Consider the following 22087-nt stretch of genomic DNA (forward strand, 5'->3'; position numbering starts at 1 on the left):
TGGGCGCTCCCGCTTTATCGTTTCTTTAAAGCCTCCGCTGCAATCTGTTGCTGGCTGGGAATGCGTCGCCACGGCGAAGGGTTTCCAGTTCGGATCATGCAAGAGTATTGAGTGAGTAGGGCACGTTGAACGCCATTCTTTTGAAAACAGCCGATACCGTCCGCACGAGCGTGCAGGCGATCAGCCGTTTTTACGAACGTTTCTGCTGCCGCTGGGTGTCCACACCCGACGCGGCCTCCATACGTGTCATCGGCTCGGTTCTCACCGTGCCGGTCCTGCTTTGTGCTGCGGTGCTCGGCTCCGGTGTAACGCCGGGCTTCACGGAATTTGCCATTCTCGCCGCCAGCTTTGCAGGCGTGGCCATGATCCTGTGCGCGCTGTCGCTGATGGGCGTTGCCGCGCCCGTTCTGGCGGGCCTGAATTTCGCCGCCTATGGCGCGGGTCTCGCTGCCATTGGCGCCTTCTCGCATGGCAATGCGGTTCTGTGGCTGATGGCGGCAGGCCTGCCGCTTGAAGTCTGGTTTGCGACCCGCCGACCGGGCGCTGCCGCAGCAGGCGCTGCGTTCGCCGCCATGATTCTGGCTTTCCTCGCGACCGCAAGCGGCGGCGCTGTTTCCGGCGGCAGCTATGCGTCTGTCGCGGTTCTTGTCCTTTATGCCGCAAGCCTTGTGGCGCGTGGCTTTGTGAACGCTGCCAAACCTGCCGAGATCAAGGTCGGCGCACCGCAGATCGCGGTTGCTGCCGGTGACGTGCAGTTCAGCCTCGACATGGAAGGCGTGGTGTCTTCGGTCGATGCAAATTCTGCCAAGCTTCTGGGCGTGCAGCCGAAAATGCTGGAAGGCACGGCCCTGATCGACCGCGTGCATGTGGCCGACCGCGTGGAATATCTTTCGCTTCTGGCCGATCTACGCGCCGGTGCCACGGTACGCAAGATCGACGTGCGCCTGCGCTCCATCGAAAATGGCGAGACCATCTTCCGTACCTATCGTCTCGAAGGAGCTGCAAGCGCCCACGCTATCACGCTGATCGGCCGTTCGCTGGAAGGCGAGCAGAAGCTTCTGGAAGAGATTGCCACGCTGAAAGCGGAGCTGGAATCGGAGCGCATCGGCAAGGGCCGTCTGCTTGCCGCCGTCAGCCACGAACTGCGCACGCCGCTCAATTCCATCATAGGCTTTTCCGACATGCTGTCGCATGAAATGGGCGGCAAGCTCGCCAGTGAAAAGCAGCGCGAATATGCGGGCCTCATTCACCAGTCCGGCCATTATTTGCTGGAGCTTGTTAACGCCGTTCTCGACAATTCGCGTCTGGAGACCGGCAATTACAGCATCGATCCGCAGACGCTCGCTTTCCGCGAAGCAGCCGAAATGTGCACCGCCGTCATGCTGCCGCTGGCTGAAAAGAAAGGCGTCGCCTTCTGCCATCGCGTCGGCAACGGTATTGGCGAACTGGTGGCCGACCGCCGCGCCGTCCAGCAGATCCTGCTCAACCTTGCCGGAAATGCGGTGAAGTTCACGCAAAGCGGCGGCTGCGTCACCATCGATGCAGCGCGCGTTATGGCCGAAGGCCGTGCTATGCTGGAATTCAGCGTGTCGGATACCGGCATCGGCATCGAGCCGGAAGACATGCAGCGCATCGGCACGCCATTCGTGCGCGCCAACAACAATTATGCGCGCGCGCAGGAAGGTAGCGGCCTCGGCCTTTCGGTGGTCAAGGGGCTGGTGGAACTGCATCAGGGAACGATGCAGCTGAAAAGCTGCCCCGGCGAAGGCACGGTCGTCACGGTCCGCCTTCCGGTGGCGGGTCCGCAATTTGTGATGGGAGAAGACGAATATCAGGAGCTTGGCCCAGAGCTTGGCATGGTGATCGACATGCACCGTCACCACGGAGAAAGGCGTCATGACTGGCAGAACGACGAAATCCGGGAGCAGAAAAATGCGCAAACCCGCAAAACGGCGTAGTCTCGGATCGCGGCTCCTCCATTTCTTCTTCACCTCGGCCTCCGCGCTGGCAATTGCCGCCGGAGAGTTCATCGCGCGCAACCCCGTCCTCACCGGCGGGGCAACCGCGTTTCTGGTGGTCATGAGTTTCGTTTCGGCCAATGCGCTCTGGTATCAGCCGGAGGCGCATAATGCCGTGTTCTTCCGCACAAGGCCGGATTTCGTGTTCAACCCAACGCCGCGCGCGGTCCTGCCGGGAACGGCGGCGGCGAGCGACAACGCTCCGAAACCGACCGAAAGCGCTTCCGCAGCGGAGGTGAACAACGAGCCAGCCCAACCGCTGGGAACCCGCCAACCTGTCGGCTGACCGGCTGAATATGAACGCCTCGGTGGACGATATGCTGCCGGCGCTTGCGCCCAATGCCGATCTGGAAATCGCGCGGCTGCAGTATCGGCTTTCGACGCTTGGAATCTACAAGGGGCCGGTGGACGGTTTCACCGGGCCGCAGACCCGCGAAGCGGTGGAACGCTGGCGCGCCTTGCAGCAGAAGCTCGGCGTGCAGGAGGCCAACATCCCGCCGCAATTGCTGGCCGACACCCAAAACGGTAACCCGAACCGCACTCCGGCTCGGGACGATGTGGCAAAAGCCATCGAGGTCGCGGTTCCATCGCCGCGTCCGCAGCCCGCTGTCCTGAAATCGGAAACAGTTTCCAAACCGAAGCCGGATCTTGCTTCCTATGAAAAACCGGCGCCGAAAAAACAGGTCGCGGCAGCACCCGCCGGTCAGTCGGCGAAGGTGAGTTCGCAGGATATCATCCGCGTGCAGGCCGGGCTGAAGGCATTCGGCAACGACACGGTGCCGGTGAACGGACAGCCGGGCAAGTCGACACAGGAAGCGGTGCGCGAATTCCAGAAACTGTTCAGCCTGCCGGTGACGGGCGAAATCGATGGAACGCTCATCGCCAAGATGCGCGAGATCGGCCTGATCAGTTGATGGATTTGCGATGCGCCTGACATCCGATTTCTGGGTTTCAGCCTTGATCCGCAAGGTGCAGGGCGAGGGCGGCTTTGCCTATCTCGCCCGTCGCGGCTCGCCGGAAGCCGGCGCGATCTTCATCAAGGTAAGCTCGCGCTTCGGCACCTGCGATCTCTATTCGCCAGCGCCGCAAACCTCCTATGAAGAAGATCATGACGGGGAGCGCATGTTCCTGCGCATTCTTCATGACGCCGATGACATGGCGGCAAGTGACCGCATGGCGCGGGAAACCCGCTTCGACCCCGACCTGTGGCTGGTCGAACTGGAAGATATTGCCGATGCTTCGGCGCTGTTCTCGATTTCGCAGGACGGAGAGGCGTTCTGAATTTTTTGATGCGCTTATTTCGCCAGCCGCTGGCGGGAGGGATGATCGGAATTGGCCGCATCCACGAGCGGGGTATCGTCTTCGGCTTCCGCCATTTCGCGCAGTTTGCCGCGCAGCATGGCCGACATGTCTTCAGCCTTCCAGCGCCGCACGAGCGCCATCGCCTTTTCGCGGTCGATGGATCGGTAGATGTGGACGAACTCCCGCAGGCTGTCGCGATTGGTGTCGATCGGTCCCAGAATGGCTGTCATGGTGAGATAGCATTCCGCAGGCGACAATCCCAGCGCCTTGAGCGCAATCGGCAGATGTGAATCCGGCCACTGGCCGATGATCGCATCGGCCCGCTCGAACGAAATGTCGAGCGCATCGGCCAGCGCATTGCGAAAGAACTGGCTGTCGATCAGAAGCGCGGTATCGATGAGATGCTGCGCGCCGGTGGCCGCACCTGTCTCGTAGAAAGGCTGTTGCAGCGCGCGCGCCAGCCGCTCGGAACTGCCTTCCTTCATCAGCGGCGTTCTGGCGGCCGAAAGGTCGGGTACATCCGGCTTTTCCAGCGGTTCGGCTTCCATATTGGCGAGATTTTCCTGAAGCGCCAGCGTGCGGTCGATCACCGGATCGGCAAAACTGCGCAGCACGCCTTGCAGAAGCACATCGCCGGACTGACGCCGTGCAACAGCGCGCGCATGGGCAAGTCCGTTCCTGCCGATGATCTCGATCAGGTCGGACGGGCGCAGAAGGGGAGAGCGCAGGAGAATAGGCGCGGAGATTTCCACGGGCTGGTCGGCCAGCGCCAGAATGAGGCGGCGTGGCGCGTCTTCCAATTGCGCCAGTGCATTGGCTGCGTGGCGCTTGCCGCGGGTGGAAGCGCATTGCAGAAGGGGCATGGCAAGATCTTCGAGCTGCTGCATATCCTGCCGTCCGGGGCGCGTGATACCCGCGAATGCCGAAATGGCGGCCGCCAGAAGGTCGTCCGCCTTGCTGCTCCCCGCTTTTGAATTCGACGGGCTCCGGTGGCCTGAAATATCCTCCAGGGCGCGGAACTGATCATTTGTCACGCAGAATACTCCGGTAGGCACACAACTCACCCGCCCCAAATCGCAGATCACGCCTCCGGCAGCGGCCGGCTTGCGCGCAAATGCACCCCGCATGGGTCGGTGTTCCGGATAGTAGCGTTGAAGCGTTAGCAACTCATTAACCGTGCCAAAAAGAAACAGCATCGCTTCAGGCTTGGAGAGGTTCCAGTCGAACCGGGGTCGTCGGAAACGCATTAAGGCGGGACGCCGGGATGCCAACGCATCACGCGCTGAAAATGCCGGGCACGGGTATTAGAGACCCTCAAACGGCGCACAGCGCGCTTCGGTGAAGAAGCGCTGCACTTGCCTGTTCCACGTTCCATCGGGCACGAAAGCGCGCAGCACGGCGACGCCTTCGCCGATATTCTGCTCGATCAGGATCGAACGCGCATCAGCCTGCGAACCATCCGAGCGCAGACTTGCCATGCCGATGGGATCGGCAAGGATCAGGTCGAGCTTGCGTTCGTTGGAAACGCTGTCGTTGAGGCTGTAGAGATTGTCCCCGTTGGGCGCGTAGATCGAGAGCGACCAGTAAGGCACGTTTGCGCCTGTCGTGATGTGCACGGGGCCGTCGGCAAGATCAAAGCGGCAGGTGGCTTCCTGTATCAGCGGGTCGCTGTCGCTGACCGGACCGGTCTTTTGATCCAACCGCTGGAAGCGGTATGGCTCGCTTCCGGTTTCGATCCGCGACCAGGCATTCTTGTCGGAATAGAAGGGAACGAGGAAGAGAACCGCGATATGGACGATCGCCGCGCCGATGATGCCGAGAAGGACGAGGCGGAAAATTCTAGCCACGGCACGCTCCCGGATTTGCTCCCGCAATACGCACCAGCCCCGGCATGACCAGATCGGAAAGACCCGAGGATGATGCCGCAGGCGTGTCGTAGAGCGTCATGACGAGAACGAAATCGCCGCCGCCTTCGACGGGAAGCCAGTTGCCGGGCGCGGCATCCGGGCCGATGGTGATCGTGACGCTGCCGTCATCGCCATAAAGCACCTCGCGGGAATGCAGCGCTTCCAGCAATCCGTCGCGCGGCGTGATCGGCTCGAGATCGGGCGTGGCCGGATAGACCGTCCAGAAACGGGCGGGCGGGGTTAGGCCGCTGAGGCGATAAGTGCAGCCGCGCTGCAATGTGCGCCCGCCATTGTCGGTACGCGCATAGAAAGGCAGCCCTTCCGCCGTTCCAAGCGCGAGATAGGCTTTGCGGGCCGCACGGGCCTTGGAATAGGGATCGGCATCCGGCGTGCCAGCCGCCGGATAGGCGCTCCAGGCCCCGACGCGGAGTTCACCGAAACCCTCGAACCGGTCGAGCACCTTGTCGACGCTCCAGATGCCGCCGCCGAGCGCCAGCACAAGCACAATCGCCGTGTTGAATATCGTCTTGAACATCGCCCCTCAGAGTACCGATACTTTTGTGCGCCCGGCGATCTTAGGCAGAGGCGGTGCCGCAAGGAAGCGGTCATGCAGTTCCTTGATGACTTTTGTCGACATGGGCGAGAGCACGCGCGGCGGCGCGGCCATGACTTCTTCCGGCTTGGCGTTGGCCACTTGCGGCTCGCTCTTCTTGGGCGGCGCGGGGAAGGGCGGCGTCACGCCCGGTATGGGCTTCAGTTCGATGTTCTGATGCGCATAAGCCATCATCCGCTGCCAAGCCATGGCAGGCAGGACACCGCCGGTCATTTCCTTCATCGGGGTGAAATTGTCGTTGCCGAACCACACCGCCGCCGTGAAATTGCCGGTGAAACCGACAAACCATGCGTCGCGATAATTCTGCGTCGTGCCGGTCTTGCCGCCAACGCGCGTCGTCGGCAGTGCGGCGCGGCGTCCGGTGCCGCGTTCCGGCACCTGTACCAGCATGGAGTTCATCTCGAGCGCCGCTTTCTCCGACAACGCCCTGTGCGGCTTCGGTGCATCGCGACCGAAATCCCACAACACCTTGCCATCCGATGAAACGATCTGCGTGAAGGCGTGGCGGTTACCGGCCATGCCCGTATTTGGAAACACGTTGAAGCCGGTAGCCTGATCCATCACCGTCATTTCCGATGTGCCGAGCACCATGGTCTTGTGCGACGAGATCGGCGATTCCACGCCCATCGCCTTGGTCAGCGCAACGATGGGGGCCGTGGTCAGATAATCGCGCGCCAGCCGCACCGGCACGCTGTTCAGCGAACGGACAAGCGCGGTGGTCAGGTCGACGCGGCCCGCAAAGCTGCGGCCATAATTGCGGGGCGACCAGTTGCCCCAGCTGATTGGCGCGTCCGAGACTATGGTGCTGGGCGTCAGCCCCTTTTCCATCGCCGCCGCATAGACATAAGGTTTGAAGGACGAACCGGCCTGCCGCAATGCCTTGGTGGCGCGGTTGAACTGGCTTTCGCCATAGTCCCGCCCGCCGACCAGTGCGCGCACGGAGCCGTCATTGGCGATCACAACGGTCGCCGCTTCCGAGACATTATAATCCTTGCCGAACTGGCGCAGGTGATATTCCAGCGATTCCTCCGCCGCCTTTTGGATGTTGCGGTCCAGCGTCGTGCGCACGATCAGCGTGTGCTGAGGAATATTGGCGGCGACCTTCTTCACCTCCTCGAAAGCCCAGTCGAGAAAATAGTCGGGGCTCTCGTTCTTGGCGCGGTCGATGACGCTTGCCGGATGGCGGCGCGCAACGGCGACTTGCCCTTCGCTCAGGAAACCGCTTTCAACCATATTGGACAGCACGACATTGGCGCGTGCACGCGCCGCCGGCAGGTTGACATGCGGGGCGAATTTGGCAGGCGCCTTGAAAAGACCGGCCAGCATCGCGGCTTCCGCAAGCGAAATATCCTTCACGTTCTTGCCGAAATAGAATTCCGATGCGGCGGCAATACCGAAGGTTCCGCCACCCATATAGGCGCGGTCGAGATAAAGCTGCAGGATTTCCTTCTTGCTGAGATTGCTTTCCAGCCAGAGCGCGAGAAAGGCTTCCTTGATCTTGCGCTCGATGGTGCGCTCGTTGGAGAGAAACAGGTTCTTGGCAAGCTGCTGGGTGATGGTCGAGCCGCCCTGGACAACGCCATTGGCGCGCATGTTCTGGCTGAAAGCGCGGGTCAGGCCCCAGAAGTCGATGCCGTAATGATCGAAAAAGCGCCTGTCCTCGGTGCCGAGCACGGCCTTGATGACATGGTCCGGCAATTCATCGATGGGCACGGCCTGACGATGCAGGATGCCGCGCTGGCCGATCTCATTGCCGTAGCGATCAAGGAAGGTGACGGCATAATCGTCCTGCGCGCGCCAGTCCTTCTTGGTCTCCTCGAAGGCGGGCAAGGCCAGCACCAGCATCAGCACCGCTCCGGTAACCCCGAGCGTAAATCCCTCGTCGAGAACCTCGACGACGAAACGCCGGAACCCGCGCACGCGAAAACGCCGGGAGAAGATGGTGATGTTTTCCCACCACTCGCCGAGACTGTAGCGCAGGCTGTAGAGGGTGGAATCGATCCACGCGTCGAGCCCGATCAGGCGCGAAACCCTGAACGGTTTACGCTTCTCGCTTCCCGGTTCTTTTTCTGCCGTCTTACGCATTCACTAACTTCGGCACGGTTGGTTGTCGCAGACAGATGGAGTGTCTATCATAGCAGATAAATAAGCCACAGCTCATGTGAAATGGTTAAGGCCCTGGCAGCTTTATATGGATAGGAACAAAATCAAATTATAGGAAAATAGTCCTTGACGGCGTAACGGTGCTTTGCTAGGTTTTATCTACGGTCGACAAAGTGTGACTGTCGCCGGTCCCTGCTATATACCCGGCAGATACCGGTGTGCATAACCCTGAGAGGCTATAGCGGCTTTTCAGGGTTATGTCTTTTAGACAATTGTAAAAATTGTGATGGTACACCCTAAAATTGTGGATAAGTTAGCACGTGGCGAAGCACGCCTTCGTCTGACGCACCAATTGCAGGTTGCACACGGCATCGACCCCGCGGATATCGCGCTATTGCTGTCTGTTCCGGTAAGCCAGTATCTCAACCGTCTCAATCGCCTCAATCTGGACTGTTCATCCGCTGCGGCTGATTCGCAGGTGAAGACGCGCGATGCAATCCTGGCGCGTGCAAAAATTCGGGCGTGGGGGATCCTGGACGGCAGGCCTGACGCCGCAGCAAGTGGAAGCAGCGGAGGAGGAATGGCTGTTTCAGGCGCGTGATGCGCAATTGTCCCCTATGGTTACCTGGCGCACCTGAAGGAAACCTGGGGCATGCTGCAATTCGACTTGCGTCTGCGCGCTTCTCCAAGACAGGTCGTGACAATGACACCGCGAGCGGTTCCGCTGCTGAAAGCGTTGGTCCGCGACGCCTCGGTTTCGATGACGCCCATGCGCACGGACGAAAACTCCGCGAATCTGGCGCAAGGCTCATGCAGACGATCAGCGACCGCTATGGCGAGATGCCTCTGGGACGGCGGGAACTCGACGGCGCGCATTTTCGATGCCTCATTTCTCAGCGACGAAGAAGAAACGCGATGCGGTGGGCTACCAACCGCATTCAGCCAGGAGGTCATCATGACGAACTTCACCGATGCAGTATTTACCTCGGAGACGACGTGGATATGGTTCGCCAAGATGGTGGGCGCGATGGCAGGTTCTGCCGTATCGCTCGCCTATATGCTGCCGCATGGAAAGCGTGAAGCGGCCATTCGTTTCGCCGTCGGCATCATTTGCGGCATGGTTTTCGGAGGAGCGGCTGGCGTCAAGATTACCGATACCCTTGCTCTCAGCGGATTGCTTGGCCGGGCCGAGCTGATGCTGATGGGATCGGCTGCAGTAAGCATTACCGCCTGGTCGGCGCTTGGCATCTTCAAGCGCTTTTCTGAACGGCTGAAAAAGGCGCCGATCCCTGGAATCCTGACTGAGGAAAGGGAAAGCAATGGCGATGCTTGATATGCGGCCCGAAACGATGCAGCCCGCTCTCGCCATCGAGGATGTGGAGCTGGCCGGTAGCCTTTCCGGCTATGCCAGTGTCTTCGGCCTGTCCGCTCTGCGCAAAGACGTCGTCAAACGGGGGCGATCGCCCGCTCGCCCGCCAAGGCCGCGTGTCGGACGTGCGGATGCTCTGGCAAGCATGATGCGGCGGAGCCAATCGGCATGTGGACGGCAATCTGCGAGGATGCGCGCGGCCTTTATGTCGAGGGCAGGCTGGCGCGGATGCGCGATGCGCTGGAACTGATGCGCGGCGGCGGCTGGAAGGCTTGTCCATCGGCTTTCGCACCGTCAAGGCGCGCACGGATGCCCGCACTGGCCCGCGCCACATCATCAAAGCCGATCTTTGGGAAATCTCGGTCGTCACCTTTCCGATGCGGCCGCAGGCGTGTCAGCAGCGGCAAGGCGGGGACTGCCGACGATCCGTGAATTCGAACGCTGGCTCACGCGGAATACGGGGCTGAGCCGAACTGCCGCGAATACCGAATTTGCCACGGGCTTTGCGGCGTTCGCCGGTGAGGGAGAGGGACAGGGGCGGGACGCTCGCCTGTCGTGGCGGGAAACAAGCCTCGCCGAGAGCTGGTTCGACGTCGGCATGGTCTGGGGGCGGATCGAGCCGCTGTCTACGTCGCAGAAGGATTTCGGCACGATCCGCGGACCGTTTCAGATAACGGCGCCCGAACATGGTGGCAATCACGATGCCGAGGTGACCTTCGAGATCGCACTGGAATCGGCAAGCCAGGCGCTCCAAGGGGAAGGGTGGTGGAGGGGCAATCGGTTGAGGTCGCACTTCATTCCGACGAGATGCAATCGCGGCCAAGGGCGCAGATATTGAATGGCGCCAATACAGGCCTGCTGCTCGTCCAATGGAGAAGGGAGGGTGCTCCTGTTTTGGATGAGGAGGAAATCGGTCTAAATCGCTGGAAACTCACGCGCGCCTCACGCGGGCATTTTGAAACAGAGCAGGCCGCGTCGGTCGTGAAGAATGCCGAGACACCTTTCATATGGCTGGACGGTGCGGTTGTGGCTGCCAGTCTGCAAGCGTCGGAAGTCGGATTTGAACTCAATTGGCGTGTCGGCAACTGACAGGAAAAAATATGAACGCAGATAAATCATGGTATCTTTCGCGCACGGTCTGGGCTGGTCTGGTTGCGCTTTTTCTATCGCTTGCGGGCGTTTTCGGCGTGGCGACGGATCTTTTCGACCAGGGCGCGCTAACGGATGTTTTGCTGCAACTGGCGACCGCAATTGCCGGAATTGTTACGATTATCGGGCGCATCGGGGCAACATCACGCATTTCATAATTACACAAACCGTGATAGTCAGATGCTGATTTTTCCTTTGGGCCCGCAAGAAGTTTGGTTGTTCATGCATCATTCAGCTGTTGGGCGCTATATAAGGCGGCATGATGAAACAGAACCCTGCACTCAAAGTTTTCGCGCTTCTCGCCGTTAGTATTGGCTTGCTGCCGGTCAGTGCCGGTGCCTTGCCGATAACCGCGCCGCAGAAGTCCAATCTCATTGTCGCTGCCGCTGGTGATTGCGCCGCGGTCGGCGAACAGGTGGCCGCCCAGCAGGGTGGCCAGCTGGCCAAGGCAACTGCCACGACGCAGAATGGCCGCCCCATGTGTGTGGTCGTCGTGCTGGTGCCGGGCCGTGATGGCGAACGTCCGCGCCGCGTTGAAGTGGCTGTTCCCGCTCAATAGGGCGGTTTCGTCAGACTGAATCGTCGAAACCGCTCTGCCAGTTTGTCTTGACGCGCATCTTCCTCCGAAAACCGCTTCGCTTTTTCGGGATGCGCTCAATGACAACGGCTTTCACCGCCGTTCGGTTATGGATTGAGGGAGAATGTCCGCTTGCGTATCCTGATCGTTGAAGACGACAAGGACCTGAATCGGCAGCTTGCGGAAGCAATGGCTGCTGCCGGTTATGTGGTCGACCGCGCCTATGACGGCGAAGAAGGCCATCATCTGGGCGACACCGAGCCTTATGACGCGGTCGTGCTCGATATCGGCCTGCCACGCATGGACGGCATCAGCGTCGTGGAGCGCTGGCGGCGCAGTGGCCGCGCCATGCCCGTTCTCATGCTCACCGCCCGTGATCGCTGGAGCGACAAGGTTGCCGGCATCGACGCCGGTGCCGATGACTATGTAGCCAAGCCCTTCCATATCGAGGAAGTGCTGGCGCGGCTGCGCGCGCTGATCCGCCGTGCGGCTGGCCATGCATCGTCTGAGCTTGTCTGCGGGCCGCTTTATCTCGATACGAAAACATCGAAGGCCAGCATTAATGGCGTCGCGCTCAAGCTGACCTCGCATGAATACCGGCTTCTGTCCTATCTTATGCACCATATGGACGAAGTGGTGTCACGCACCGAACTGGTGGAACACCTTTACGATCAGGATTTCGACCGCGATTCCAACACGATCGAAGTCTTTGTCGGTCGCCTGCGCAAGAAGATGGGCGTGGACCTGATCGAGACCGTGCGCGGCATGGGCTACCGCATCCGTTCGGAAGGCGGGGGCGAAACGAAAGGCAACGACAGCTGAAGCTTCTTCGCGTCTTTCCTCCGCTGCGTTCGCTCGCGGTCCGCGTCGTCACCCTCTCAACGATCTGGGTCATCGTGGCCCTTGTGGTGGTCGCGACCTTTATCGGCTCCCTATACGGCGAAGCTGCGCGCAGCAACTTCGAGCGGCTCCTGACCGCCCATCTGTTCAGCCTTGTCGGCGCCGTCAGTACGTCGGGCGAAGGCTTTTTGCAGGGGCGGCCTGAACTGGGAGAACTGCGCTATTCCAGCCCGCTCTCTGGCTGGTACTGGTCTGTCGACCCCGTCACGCCGAACCTGTCCGGAAAACTGCAGTCACCTTCGCTGCTTGGTCGCATCGTGCCGGAAATGCCGGTCTCGCAGGCCCCTTTCGACAGTTCCTTCATGCGCAGCTACACCTTGCCCGGTCTCCATGGCGAGGAACTTTTCATCGTTGAAACCGAAGTGGTTCTGGACGCCGCCAATCGGGTTGCGCGTTTTCGCGTGATGGGCAATCTCAGCGAAGTCCTCAAGGAAATATCCGATTTCAGAACCAGCCTCGCGACCTATCTGGCGATCTTCGGCATCGGAAGCATTCTCATCAACGCGGCCGTGATCCTGTTCGGATTGCGCCCGCTCGACAAGGTGCGTCAGTCTTTAGCCGACATTCGCGAGGGGCGTTCGTCAAAGCTCGATACGTCGCTGCCTGTGGAGATCGCGCCGCTCGCCAGTGAAATGAATGCGCTGATCGAAAACAATCGCCGCATCATGGAACGGTCGCGAACACAGGTCGGCAATCTCGCCCACTCTCTCAAGACACCGCTTTCGGTGCTGGTCAATGAAGCACGAAGCATGGGCGGCGAACATGGGCGCATCGTCCAGGAACAAAGCGAGGCGATGCAGGTGCAGATACAGCATTATCTGCAACGCGCCCGCATTGCCGCGCAGCGCGACAGCGTTGTTTTCCGCACGCCTGTGACCCCGGTTCTCGAGCGCATACAGCGGGTAACGGCTAAGCTCAACCCGGCTTTCAAGGTCATGTTCCGCAACGATTTGCCTGACGCGGTCTTCGCGGGGGAACGGGAGGATTTGGAAGAAATCGTCGGCAACCTGCTGGAGAATGCGGGCAAATGGGGCCGCAAACGCATCAATATCGGGCTTTCCCCCGTTTCCGGCGAGCAACGCCAGTTCGAAATCCTGATCGAAGACGACGGGCCGGGGCTGGCATCGGACAAGATCGAGGCGGCGCTGAAACGTGGCAGCCGCGTCGACGAAACGAAACCGGGAACCGGGCTGGGACTGGCGATCGTGCAGGATACCGTCCGCGAATATGGCGGCGGCTTGCATCTGGGCAAGAGTTCGTTCGGCGGACTGGGAGTCCGTGTCCTGTTGCCCCTGACAGAAGATTGACGGTTGTTTTTGGCTGAAAGCGAACTAGAAGATAAATTGAAAAGCCGCATGCCGTTATAGTATGCGTGCTAATTGTTCATGAAGGCTGGTTGTTATGGTAATGGTATCCAGGTTGTCTTCTCACCCGGTTTCAGTTGCTTCGACGATGTTTGCCGTGGCGCTTGCATTGTCAGCTTGTGGCACGACCACCGGCAAGGGGATCGGGCTTGGCTCGCTAGGCGGCGGCTCTGCGGCGCAGAAGCCGGAAACCAGCCTGTTGACGCCGCTCGGCAATGGTCTTCTCGGCAGTTCGGCAAATCAGCTGAATGCAGCCGACCGAAAGAAGGCGCTTGAGGCCGAATATCGCGCGCTCGAATATTCGCCCGCGGGCAAGGTCGTATCCTGGAGCGGCAGCGGATCGAATTCCGGCGATGTGACTGCGGCGCAGCCTTATCAGGTCGGCTCCCAGAATTGCCGCCAGTATTCGCACAGCTTCACCATCGGCGGATCGCAGCAGACTTCGCGCGGAACGGCCTGTCGCAATCCGGATGGCAGCTGGACGCCATTGACCTGACATCCTTTGCGGCGAATTGCCCTAGGCAGCAACTTACTGCAGGTAGTGGTTGGTTTTTCCCTTGGCTGCGCTTAAGTCGTAGCCATGGGATTCTGGCTTATTGCAGCATTACTGACATTGGCAGCCACTCTGGTTGTTTTGTTGCCTCTCACGCGGCGCAGCAGGCGTTTTTGCCCGCTGAAAAGAACGACCTTGAGGTCTATCGGGACCAATTGCGCGAGGTCGAAGCCGACGCTGCCCGAGGCATGATCGACCCGCAAAGCGCCGAACAGGCGCGCATCGAAATTTCACGTCGCATTTTGAACGCCGAAAAGTCAGCGAGGGAAGCTGCCGAAGCCGCAGGCAAGACGACACCGGGCCGGTTGCTCGCTTTTCTGGCGGTGCTTGCAGTGCCGCTGGTCGCCTGGGGCGTCTACCCGCTGTTCGGAAAGCCGGACATGCCGTCCATGCCGCTCGCCGAGCGGCTTTCGGCAAGCGCGGATCGTGGCTCTGTCGATGAGCTGGTAGCGCGTGCCGAAGCGCATCTGGCACAAAATCCCGACGATGTGCGTGGATGGGATGTGCTGGCGCCGATTTACTTGCGGCTTGGCCGCGCTGCCGATGCCGTCAATGCATATCGCAGCTCCATTCGTATCGCGGGTGAGAATTTCCCGCGCGTTCTGGGGTTGGGTGAAGCACTGGCAACCGCTTCAGGCGGTACTGTTACCGCCGAGGCCGAAGGTTTCTTCAGGAAGGCTGCCGATCTCGAACCGAATGATGTGCGCCCGCAATTCTATCTCGCGCAGGGTGAGATGCAGGATGGTCGCATGGATCTGGCGGCCAACCGCCTGCAGGCGTTCCTCGACAAAGCCCCCGCCGACGCGCCGTGGCGCGGCCAGATTGAACAGGCCATCGCCCGGCTTCGCGATCCTGCTGCTGTTCAGCAGCAGCCGAAGGGGCCAACGGCTGACGATGTCGATGCCGCTTCGTCGATGAGCCCCGAAGACCGGCAGGCGATGATCGAAGGCATGGTTCAACGTCTCGATGAAAGTCTTCGCCAGAATAGCGGGGATGTCGAAGGCTGGAAGCGCCTTGTGCGCTCCTATATGATCCTCAACCGCCGCGATGCAGCGCTCGACGCTCTCAATCGCGGAATGACAGCCCTTGAAGGCGAAAGCCGGTCGAACCTTGAGAGTTTCGCAGCCGGTCTTGGACTAGATCTAAAGGCAGGGAACGCACAAAAATGAGCGCGACCGCAGACGACAACGCACGCAAAAGCAAACCAGCGGCCAATTTCGCCCGTACCGTAAGCCAGAGAAAGCGCAAGCGCCTGTTCCTGATCGGCGGCGCGCTGGCAGTTCTGGCTGTGGCGGTCGGGCTGATGCTGATGGCTTTCAGTCAGGACATTCGCTTTTTCCGCACGCCAGCCGACCTGACGGAACAGGACATGGCCTCAGGCGCGCGGTTCCGTCTCGGCGGTCTCGTCGAGGAAGGGTCGGTCAGCCGCCAGGGCAGCGAACTGCGTTTCACGGTGACCGATACGATCAAGACCGTGAAGGTCGTGTTCGAGGGCATTCCGCCTGATCTCTTCCGCGAAGGGCAGGGCGTCGTCGCCGAAGGGCGTTTCGGTGATGGCGGGGTTTTCCGCGCCGACAACGTGCTGGCGAAGCACGACGAAAATTACATTCCCAAGGACCTTGCCGACAGCCTAAAGGAAAAGGGCGTCTGGGAAGGCAAGTAACAGTTGGGGCACTCCAACCGGCGATGTCCGGTTGCGTGCCTGATGGAGACTGCAGATGAGCGTCGAGATAGGCCATTTTGCTCTGGTTCTGGCACTGGCACTGTCGATTGTCCAATCGATCGTGCCGGTGGTCGGCGCGCATCGTCGCGACCCACAGCTCATGTCAGTCGCCGCCCCGACTGCAATTGCAGTCTTTGCGCTGATCTGCCTTGCATCCGCCGTGCTTGTCCATGCCTATGTCGTGTCGGATTTCTCGGTCCTGAATGTGGTCGAGAATTCTCACTCGCAAAAGCCGCTTCTCTACAAGATCACCGGCGTCTGGGGTAATCACGAAGGCTCAATGCTGCTGTGGGTGTTTATTCTCACCTTCTTCAGTGCGCTGGTCGCGGCTTTTTCCGGCAACCTGCCTGAAACGCTGCGCGCCAATGTCCTCGCCGTGCAAGGCTGGATCGGGGTGGCTTTTCTGGCGTTCATCGTCTTCACCTCCAATCCTTTTACCCGTATTTTTCCGGCTCCGATGGAGGGCGGCGATCTCAACCCGATCCTTCAGGATATCGGCCTCGCGATCCACCCGCCGCTGCTCTATCTCGGCTATGTCGGGTTTTCGGTTTGTTTCTCCTTTGCCGTGGCGGCCCTGTTGGAGGGGCGCCTTGATGCTGCATGGGCGCGCTGGGTGCGCCCATGGGCGCTTGTCGCATGGATGTTCCTGACCGGCGGCATCGCCATGGGTTCCTACTGGGCCTATTACGAGCTTGGCTGGGGCGGCTGGTGGTTCTGGGACCCGGTTGAAAATGCATCCTTCATGCCTTGGCTGGTCGGCACCGCACTGCTCCATTCAGCACTCGTCATGGAAAAGCGCTCGGCGCTGAAAATCTGGACCGTGCTGCTGGCGATCCTCACCTTTTCGCTGTCGCTGCTCGGCACCTTCCTTGTCCGCTCCGGCGTTCTGACTTCGGTTCACAGCTTCGCCACCGATCCGGGGCGCGGCCTCTTCATTCTGGCCATCCTTGCAATCTTCATTGGCGGTTCGCTCTCGCTTTTCGCGCTCCGGGTGCAGAGCCTGACGGCAGGCGGCATCTTCCATCCGATTTCGCGCGAAGGTGCACTGGTCTTCAACAATCTGTTTTTGACGACCGCCGCTGCGACCGTGCTGATCGGCACGCTTTATCCGCTGCTGCTGGAAGTGATGACCGGCGACAAGATTTCCGTTGGCGCACCGTTCTTCAACATGACGTTCGGCCCCCTGATGATCCCGCTTCTGTTCGCGGTGCCCTTCGGCCCGCTGCTCGCCTGGAAACGCGGCGATCTTTACGGCGTCTCGCAGCGGCTGATGACGGCTTTCGCGCTCTCGCTCGTGGCTGCGGCAATCGTCCTGTGGAGCACATCGGCGAAATCGGTTCTCGCCGCCTGCGGGATCGGGCTTGCGGCATGGCTGATTTTCGGCAGCCTGACGGACCTCGTGCTCAAGGCTGGCATAGGCAAGGTCTCCGCGAGCAAGGCGTTTGCGCGCTTCAAGGGTTTGCCGCGCTCGGTTTTCGGTACCGCACTTGCCCATATCGGGCTCGGCGTGACACTGCTGGGCATCGTGAGCGTCACCACTTTCGGCACGGAAAATGTGCTGATCATGCGTCCGGGCGATACCGCCAGGGTACAGGATTACACGCTGCGCTTTGAAGGCCTGCGCCCGCTCACTGGCTCCAACTTCACCGAAAATCGCGGTACTTTCACGCTGCTCGATTCCAGCTCGCGCAGTCTTGGACAAATCGAACCGTCCAAGCGGTTTTTCCCGGCTCGCCAGATGCCGACAACTGAATCAGGCATCAAGACGCTATGGTTCAGCCAGGTCTATGTTGCGCTTGGCGACGAACCGGGGGACGGATCGGTCGTCGTCCGTATCTGGTGGAAGCCCGATGTGACACTGATATGGTACGGGGCTCTCGTCATGATGGTGGGTGCACTGTTTTCTCTGGCTGACCGGCGCCTGCGGGTGGGTGCGCCTTCGCGCAGCCGCAAATCGGCTCGCCAAGAGGCGGAGGCCGCGGCATGAAAACGCGCTCGGCATTTGCGGCACTTCTGCTTGGCGCAGCCCTGGCCTTTCAGGGAACTGCAGCGCTCGCCGTCAATCCGGACGAGGTTCTCTCCGATCCAGTGCTTGAAAAGCGCGCCCGCACCATTTCCGGCGAACTGCGCTGCATGGTTTGCCAGAATGAATCCATCGACGATTCCAATGCCGAGCTTGCCCGCGATCTCCGCATTCTTGTCCGTGACCGGCTGAAAGAAGGCGACAGTGACGAACAGGTGATGGACTTCATCGTCGACCGTTACGGAGAGTTCGTGCTTTTGAAGCCGCGTCTCAACGCGCGCACCGTACTCCTGTGGGGATTTCCGGTCGTCATATTGCTGATCGGTGCTGTAGCGCTGGTTTTCGCCTTTCGCGGACGCAAGCGGGTGGGGGAGGCGCCCCAGCCGCTTACCGAAAGCGAAAAGGCGGAATTATCACGCCTGCTCGACGGAAAATAGGCGCCGGTCGCCGGTATTTGTTATTCGTAACCTTACGAAACTTTCATGTGGTGGAAACGGAGCGGTAAGGTAGCCCTGACTATCTTACGCTCTATAAAGGTTTCACAGGTCCACGTTTCCTGAATGATCAGGACCGCGGCCGGATTACTGCTCGTAAGGAGAAATACATGTCCAGAGCCAGGATTTCCAACTATCGCAAGAGCGTTGCCGCGATCGCATTGTCGGCCGTTCTCGCCGGTGGTTTTGTCGCGACCGGTCCTATCGGTGCGCTCAATGACGCCCGTGCGGATGCCGTGCAGGTAACGCCGCCGCCGCAGGCTGCGGGTTTTGCCGATCTCGTTGAGAAGGTTCGTCCGGCTGTCGTCAGCGTCCGTGTCAAGAAGGACGTGCAGCAAACCGCTGATCGTGGGGGTGGCCAGTTCTCCGGCCCTCAGGGCTTCTATCAGCTTCCGGACGACCATCCGCTCAAGCGCTTCTTCCGTGATTTTGGCATGGACCCGCGCGGCGATGCACGTCCCGATGCGCGCCCTGATCGCCGCGGCCCCGGCAAGCGCGGTCCTCGTCCCGGCCACGAACGTCCGGTTGCCCAAGGTTCCGGCTTCTTCATCTCTGAAGACGGTTATGTCGTAACCAACAACCACGTTGTTTCCGACGGCGATGCCTATAGTGTGGTCATGGACGATGGCACGGAACTCGACGCCAAGCTGATCGGCACCGACCCGCGCACCGATCTGGCCGTGCTGAAGGTCAACGATCCGAAGCAGAAGTTCACCTATGTCGCATTCGGCGACGATAACAAGATCCGCGTCGGTGACTGGGTCGTGGCTGTCGGTAATCCGTTCGGTCTCGGCGGTACGGTGACCTCCGGTATCGTGTCGGCCCGTGGCCGTGATATCGGCGCTGGTCCTTACGACGACTTCATCCAGATCGACGCGGCCGTGAACAAGGGCAACTCCGGTGGTCCCGCCTTCAACCTGTCGGGTCAGGTCATCGGTATCAACACCGCCATCTTCTCGCCTTCGGGCGGCAGCGTGGGCATTGCCTTTGCAATCCCGGCCTCGACCGCAAAGCAGGTCGTTGACCAGCTCATCAAGAAGGGCTCGGTGGAACGTGGCTGGATTGGCGTACAGATCCAGCCGGTGACGAAGGATATCGCGGCTTCGCTCGGCCTTGCCGAAGAGAAGGGCGCACTCGTCGCTTCGCCGCAGAAGGATGGACCGGCTGCCAAGGCTGGCATCCAGTCCGGCGACGTGATCACGGCAGTCAACGGCGAAACCGTGCAGGACACTCGTGATCTGGCACGCAAGGTGGCGGGCGTTGCTCCCGGTGAAAAGGCGGCTCTGACCGTCTGGCGCAAGAATAAGGCCGAGGAAATCAGCGTCACCATCGAAGCTATGCCTGGCGATTTGGGCAAGTCGGCCAGCCCTTCGACCGACAATGGCGGCGGCCAGAACGAGACCCTCGACTCCTATGGCCTCACCGTGACCCCGTCCGAAGACGGTAACGGCGTGGTGGTGACCGATGTCGATCCCGACAGCGACGCCTCCGACCGCGGTATCCGTTCCGGCGACATCATCGTCAGTGTCAACAACCAGACGGTGAAGAGCGCCAAGGACATCAACAACGCCATCAGCGAAGCCGAAAAGTCGGGTCGCAAGGCGGTGCTGCTGCAATTGCAGAGCAACGACCAGAGCCGCTTCGTGGCCCTGCCGATCGATCAGGGATGATGACCGGCTGCTCAAGGCTCTGAGAAATTCGATGCCAGGCGGTGCACCGCCTGGCATCGCCTTATCCTCAAACACTATTATAGTAGCGCCATGAAGATTCTCGTTATCGAAGATGACCGCGAAGCGGCCCGCTATCTGGAGAAGGCCTTCACCGAGGCCGGACATTCCGCCGATATCGCCGGTGACGGCGAGACCGGCTATGCGCTGGCCGAAAATGGAAGCTACGATGTTCTCGTAGTCGACCGCATGCTGCCAAAGCGCGACGGCCTGTCCGTGGTGGCAGGTTTGCGCGCCAAGGGCATGGAAACGCCAGTCCTGGTTCTTTCCGCGCTGGGCGAAGTGGATGACCGCGTTACGGGCCTGCGCGCCGGCGGCGACGACTATCTGACCAAACCTTATGCATTTTCGGAACTGCTGGCCCGCGTCGAGGTTTTGCAGCGCCGTTCCAGCCCGCGTGAGGCGGATACGATCTACCGTGTCGGCGATCTGGAGCTTGACCGGCTTGCGCACACTGCGCGCCGTCAGGATGTGGACATCACCCTCCAGCCCCGCGAATTCCGCCTGCTCGAATATCTGATGCGCCACGCCGGACAGGTCGTGACGCGCACCATGCTGCTCGAAAATGTCTGGGATTACCACTTCGACCCGCAGACCAATGTGATCGATGTGCATATCTCGCGTTTGCGTTCGAAGATCGAGAAGGGCTTTGACGTTCCGTTGCTTCACACGGTGCGCGGCGCCGGTTACATGCTGAAGGCTGGCAAGTCGAAACAGTCCACAGGCACCAAGGTGGATTGAGCATGTCTCCCAAAAGTGGCAACCGGTTTTGGGATAAAGACATGCGTAAAAACAAAAGGATAGAGCGTGTCCTATGATTCAGTTTAAACAAGAAATGCTCTAATGGGCCGCTTTTCCGCGCTCATGCGCACCACCGCCGTTCGATTGTCGACGCTTTATCTGCTGCTCTTCATTGTGGGTGCGGTGGCGCTGGTCTTCTATATGACCAATCTGTCCGCCTCCATGCTGGCTGCACAGACCCAGCAGTCGCTCGGCGAGGAAATAGGCAGCATCGGCAAGAGCTATGCGCGAGGCGGCATTCCGCAGCTTGTGCGGACCATCGACTATCGCTCGCGACAGCCGGGCGCCTACCTCTATCTGGTCGCTGATCCGACGGGCCGCATCCTTGCGGGCAATGTCGAGAGCGTGGAACCCGGTGTTCTGGACACGAATGGCGTTATCGAACGTGATTTTAAATATCGGCGCTACGGCGAGCAGGGGCGCCGAGACGGAACACCGCGCCATTGCGGTCGTGATCGCCTTGCCGAACGGCATGCGGCTGCTGGTTGGCCGTGATCTTGGCGAACCGGAACGGTTCCGCGATGTGGTCCGCCGGTCGCTCATGCTGGCGCTGGGCATCATGGGAATCGGGGCGCTGCTGATATGGCTGTTCGTGGGGCGGCGCGCCTTGAAGCGCATCGATGAAGTATCGAAGGCCTCACAGCGCATCATGGATGGCGACCTGACGGGCAGGCTTCCGGTCAACGGTTCCGGCGATGAATTCGACCGCCTGTCGGGCAATCTCAATGTCATGCTCGGCAAGATTCTCGAACTGAACGAAGGGCTGAAACAGGTCTCCGACAATATCGCCCACGATCTCAAGACACCGCTTACGCGCCTGCGCAACCGTGCGGAAGAAGCCCTTTCCGGTAAGAAGGCTGGCCCGGAATATCGTGAGGCTCTGGAAGACATCATTGGCGAGTCGGATCAACTGATCCGTACCTTCAACGCAATCCTCATGATCTCGCGGCTTGAAGCGGGCTATTCATCGGAGAGTCTCGAAAACATGCCGGTGGCGCCCATTCTTCGGGACGTGGCCGAAATGTACGAACCGGTCGCCGAAGATGCGGGCGTGAATCTCACGCTTGGCGATCTTGATGAAGTTGCGCTTCACATCAACCGCGAACTGGTCGGGCAGACGATTTCGAATCTCGTTGATAATGCGATCAAATATGCGGGCGGTGATGAGCGGACCGCGACCGTCAGTCTTTCGATGGAACGTGATCCGAACTGGGTCCGCATCATCGTTGCCGATAACGGCCCCGGCATTCCGGAGGAAAAACGCGAACAGGCGACGGAACGTTTTGTTCGCCTTGAGGAAAGCCGCACACAACCCGGCTCTGGACTCGGTTTAAGCCTTGCCAAGGCTGTGATGAAATTGCACGGTGGCGCACTTCGACTTGAAGGCAACGATCCGGGCCTGCGCGCCGTTCTGGAGTTCCCGTTGCCGTCGGAGAAGGTGGAATAACGTGACGTAAGAGGGGA

19 protein-coding genes and 5 pseudogenes are annotated in these 22087 nt (G+C 60.3%); 20 read left to right on the forward strand and 4 right to left on the reverse strand.

What is annotated here, in order from left to right; translation table 11 throughout:
- Positions 1 to 125 precede the first annotated feature (125 nt).
- The 3 genes and pseudogenes from OINT_RS03175 (at position 126) to OINT_RS03185 (ending at position 3299) form a co-directional block, all read left to right on the forward strand.
- Entirely contained in the window at positions 126 to 1958 is a 1833-nt protein-coding gene (locus tag OINT_RS03175) for a sensor histidine kinase (protein WP_006466330.1), read from the forward strand.
- A pseudogene (locus tag OINT_RS03180) lies at positions 1933 to 2932 on the forward strand (peptidoglycan-binding domain-containing protein). The gene OINT_RS03175 and the pseudogene OINT_RS03180 overlap by 26 nt, the downstream one beginning before the upstream one ends.
- Before the next feature lie 10 nt (positions 2933 to 2942).
- Positions 2943 to 3299 carry a DUF1491 family protein gene (locus OINT_RS03185; protein WP_006466333.1) on the forward strand — a complete coding sequence of 119 codons (357 nt, stop codon included), beginning with the start codon at positions 2943 to 2945 and terminating at the stop codon, positions 3297 to 3299.
- Positions 3300 to 3313: 14 nt separating this feature from the next.
- Here OINT_RS03185 and OINT_RS03190 read toward each other — a convergent pair whose 3' ends face one another.
- From OINT_RS03190 to OINT_RS03205, 4 genes are all read right to left on the reverse strand, one after another.
- Positions 3314 to 4354: a DUF2336 domain-containing protein gene (locus OINT_RS03190; RefSeq protein ID WP_039852892.1), complete on the reverse strand. Its 1041-nt coding sequence runs from the start codon at positions 4352 to 4354 to the stop codon at positions 3314 to 3316.
- A 270-nt stretch (positions 4355 to 4624) separates the two neighbouring features.
- Positions 4625 to 5167 (reverse strand): DUF1254 domain-containing protein, encoded by a 543-nt coding sequence (locus OINT_RS03195; RefSeq protein WP_039852424.1) that lies wholly within the window; start codon positions 5165 to 5167, stop codon positions 4625 to 4627.
- Positions 5160 to 5762 carry a DUF1214 domain-containing protein gene (locus OINT_RS03200; protein WP_006466336.1) on the reverse strand — a complete coding sequence of 201 codons (603 nt, stop codon included), beginning with the start codon at positions 5760 to 5762 and terminating at the stop codon, positions 5160 to 5162. The genes OINT_RS03195 and OINT_RS03200 overlap by 8 nt, the downstream gene beginning before the upstream one ends.
- Before the next feature lie 6 nt (positions 5763 to 5768).
- Positions 5769 to 7925 (reverse strand): penicillin-binding protein 1A, encoded by a 2157-nt coding sequence (locus tag OINT_RS03205; RefSeq protein WP_006466337.1) that lies wholly within the window; start codon positions 7923 to 7925, stop codon positions 5769 to 5771.
- Positions 7926 to 8247: 322 nt separating this feature from the next.
- Here OINT_RS03205 and OINT_RS03210 point away from each other — a divergent pair, with 322 nt between their 5' ends.
- The 17 genes and pseudogenes from OINT_RS03210 to OINT_RS03290 all read left to right on the forward strand — a co-directional run bounded on the left by OINT_RS03210 (position 8248) and on the right by OINT_RS03290 (position 22070).
- Positions 8248 to 8544 carry a hypothetical protein gene (locus OINT_RS03210; RefSeq protein WP_138920915.1) on the forward strand — a complete coding sequence of 99 codons (297 nt, stop codon included), beginning with the start codon at positions 8248 to 8250 and terminating at the stop codon, positions 8542 to 8544.
- A 354-nt stretch (positions 8545 to 8898) separates the two neighbouring features.
- Positions 8899 to 9276, forward strand: a complete 378-nt coding sequence (locus OINT_RS03215; protein ID WP_039852893.1) for a DUF6107 family protein — start codon at positions 8899 to 8901, stop codon at positions 9274 to 9276.
- A pseudogene (locus OINT_RS22755) lies at positions 9263 to 9847 on the forward strand (HK97 family phage prohead protease); the annotation flags it as partial. The gene OINT_RS03215 and the pseudogene OINT_RS22755, both read left to right, overlap by 14 nt.
- 90 nt (positions 9848 to 9937) lie before the next feature.
- Positions 9938 to 10072, forward strand: a pseudogene (locus OINT_RS03225) (phage tail tube protein); the annotation flags it as partial.
- A gap of 5 nt (positions 10073 to 10077) precedes the next feature.
- Positions 10078 to 10401: a GTA baseplate fiber-binding domain-containing protein gene (locus OINT_RS03230; RefSeq protein WP_420808394.1), complete on the forward strand. Its 324-nt coding sequence runs from the start codon at positions 10078 to 10080 to the stop codon at positions 10399 to 10401.
- A gap of 11 nt (positions 10402 to 10412) precedes the next feature.
- Complete coding sequence (locus OINT_RS03235; RefSeq protein WP_022568935.1) at positions 10413 to 10619, forward strand: hypothetical protein; 207 nt, start codon at positions 10413 to 10415, stop codon at positions 10617 to 10619.
- Between the two features lie 104 nt (positions 10620 to 10723).
- Positions 10724 to 11020 carry a hypothetical protein gene (locus OINT_RS03240; RefSeq protein WP_006472696.1) on the forward strand — a complete coding sequence of 99 codons (297 nt, stop codon included), beginning with the start codon at positions 10724 to 10726 and terminating at the stop codon, positions 11018 to 11020.
- Positions 11021 to 11170: 150 nt separating this feature from the next.
- A complete protein-coding gene (locus OINT_RS03245) occupies positions 11171 to 11860 on the forward strand; it encodes a response regulator transcription factor (protein ID WP_025091278.1) in 690 nt (229 codons plus the stop codon).
- A gap of 74 nt (positions 11861 to 11934) precedes the next feature.
- Positions 11935 to 13245 (forward strand): ATP-binding protein, encoded by a 1311-nt coding sequence (locus tag OINT_RS03250; RefSeq protein WP_006466342.1) that lies wholly within the window; start codon positions 11935 to 11937, stop codon positions 13243 to 13245.
- 94 nt (positions 13246 to 13339) lie between these two features.
- Positions 13340 to 13798 (forward strand): hypothetical protein, encoded by a 459-nt coding sequence (locus tag OINT_RS03255; protein ID WP_006466343.1) that lies wholly within the window; start codon positions 13340 to 13342, stop codon positions 13796 to 13798.
- Between the two features lie 84 nt (positions 13799 to 13882).
- Positions 13883 to 15024, forward strand: a pseudogene (gene ccmI, locus OINT_RS03260) (c-type cytochrome biogenesis protein CcmI).
- Positions 15021 to 15518 carry a cytochrome c maturation protein CcmE gene (ccmE, locus tag OINT_RS03265; RefSeq protein WP_006466345.1) on the forward strand — a complete coding sequence of 166 codons (498 nt, stop codon included), beginning with the start codon at positions 15021 to 15023 and terminating at the stop codon, positions 15516 to 15518. Before ccmI ends, ccmE begins: the two are co-directional and overlap by 4 nt.
- Positions 15519 to 15573: 55 nt before the next feature.
- Entirely contained in the window at positions 15574 to 17565 is a 1992-nt protein-coding gene (locus tag OINT_RS03270) for a heme lyase CcmF/NrfE family subunit (protein WP_006466346.1), read from the forward strand.
- Positions 17562 to 18038: a cytochrome c-type biogenesis protein gene (locus OINT_RS03275; protein WP_006466347.1), complete on the forward strand. Its 477-nt coding sequence runs from the start codon at positions 17562 to 17564 to the stop codon at positions 18036 to 18038. The genes OINT_RS03270 and OINT_RS03275 overlap by 4 nt, the downstream gene beginning before the upstream one ends.
- Positions 18039 to 18205: 167 nt before the next feature.
- The gene (locus tag OINT_RS03280) at positions 18206 to 19765 is read left to right on the forward strand and encodes a Do family serine endopeptidase (RefSeq protein WP_006466348.1); all 1560 of its coding nucleotides are present in this window, start codon (positions 18206 to 18208) and stop codon (positions 19763 to 19765) included.
- A 90-nt stretch (positions 19766 to 19855) separates the two neighbouring features.
- Complete coding sequence (locus OINT_RS03285) at positions 19856 to 20563, forward strand: response regulator transcription factor (RefSeq protein WP_006466349.1); 708 nt, start codon at positions 19856 to 19858, stop codon at positions 20561 to 20563.
- A gap of 102 nt (positions 20564 to 20665) precedes the next feature.
- Positions 20666 to 22070: pseudogene (locus tag OINT_RS03290) on the forward strand (sensor histidine kinase).
- Positions 22071 to 22087 lie beyond the last annotated feature (17 nt).

This window comes from Brucella intermedia LMG 3301 (assembly GCF_000182645.1).
Lineage (GTDB): Bacteria > Pseudomonadota > Alphaproteobacteria > Rhizobiales > Rhizobiaceae > Brucella > Brucella intermedia.

What these genes read in the sequence shown, in the direction of transcription:
- OINT_RS03185 (WP_006466333.1), top strand. Translation starts at nt 2,943, where the DNA reads ATGCGCCTGACATCCGATTTCTGGGTTTCAGCCTTGATCCGCAAGGTG.
- OINT_RS03200 (WP_006466336.1), bottom strand. Translation starts at nt 5,762, where the DNA reads ATGTTCAAGACGATATTCAACACGGCGATTGTGCTTGTGCTGGCGCTC.
- OINT_RS03205 (WP_006466337.1), bottom strand. Translation starts at nt 7,925, where the DNA reads ATGCGTAAGACGGCAGAAAAAGAACCGGGAAGCGAGAAGCGTAAACCG.
- OINT_RS03215 (WP_039852893.1), top strand. Translation starts at nt 8,899, where the DNA reads ATGACGAACTTCACCGATGCAGTATTTACCTCGGAGACGACGTGGATA.
- OINT_RS03235 (WP_022568935.1), top strand. Translation starts at nt 10,413, where the DNA reads ATGAACGCAGATAAATCATGGTATCTTTCGCGCACGGTCTGGGCTGGT.
- OINT_RS03240 (WP_006472696.1), top strand. Translation starts at nt 10,724, where the DNA reads ATGAAACAGAACCCTGCACTCAAAGTTTTCGCGCTTCTCGCCGTTAGT.
- OINT_RS03255 (WP_006466343.1), top strand. Translation starts at nt 13,340, where the DNA reads ATGGTAATGGTATCCAGGTTGTCTTCTCACCCGGTTTCAGTTGCTTCG.
- ccmE (WP_006466345.1), top strand. Translation starts at nt 15,021, where the DNA reads ATGAGCGCGACCGCAGACGACAACGCACGCAAAAGCAAACCAGCGGCC.
- OINT_RS03270 (WP_006466346.1), top strand. Translation starts at nt 15,574, where the DNA reads ATGAGCGTCGAGATAGGCCATTTTGCTCTGGTTCTGGCACTGGCACTG.
- OINT_RS03275 (WP_006466347.1), top strand. Translation starts at nt 17,562, where the DNA reads ATGAAAACGCGCTCGGCATTTGCGGCACTTCTGCTTGGCGCAGCCCTG.
- OINT_RS03280 (WP_006466348.1), top strand. Translation starts at nt 18,206, where the DNA reads ATGTCCAGAGCCAGGATTTCCAACTATCGCAAGAGCGTTGCCGCGATC.
- OINT_RS03285 (WP_006466349.1), top strand. Translation starts at nt 19,856, where the DNA reads ATGAAGATTCTCGTTATCGAAGATGACCGCGAAGCGGCCCGCTATCTG.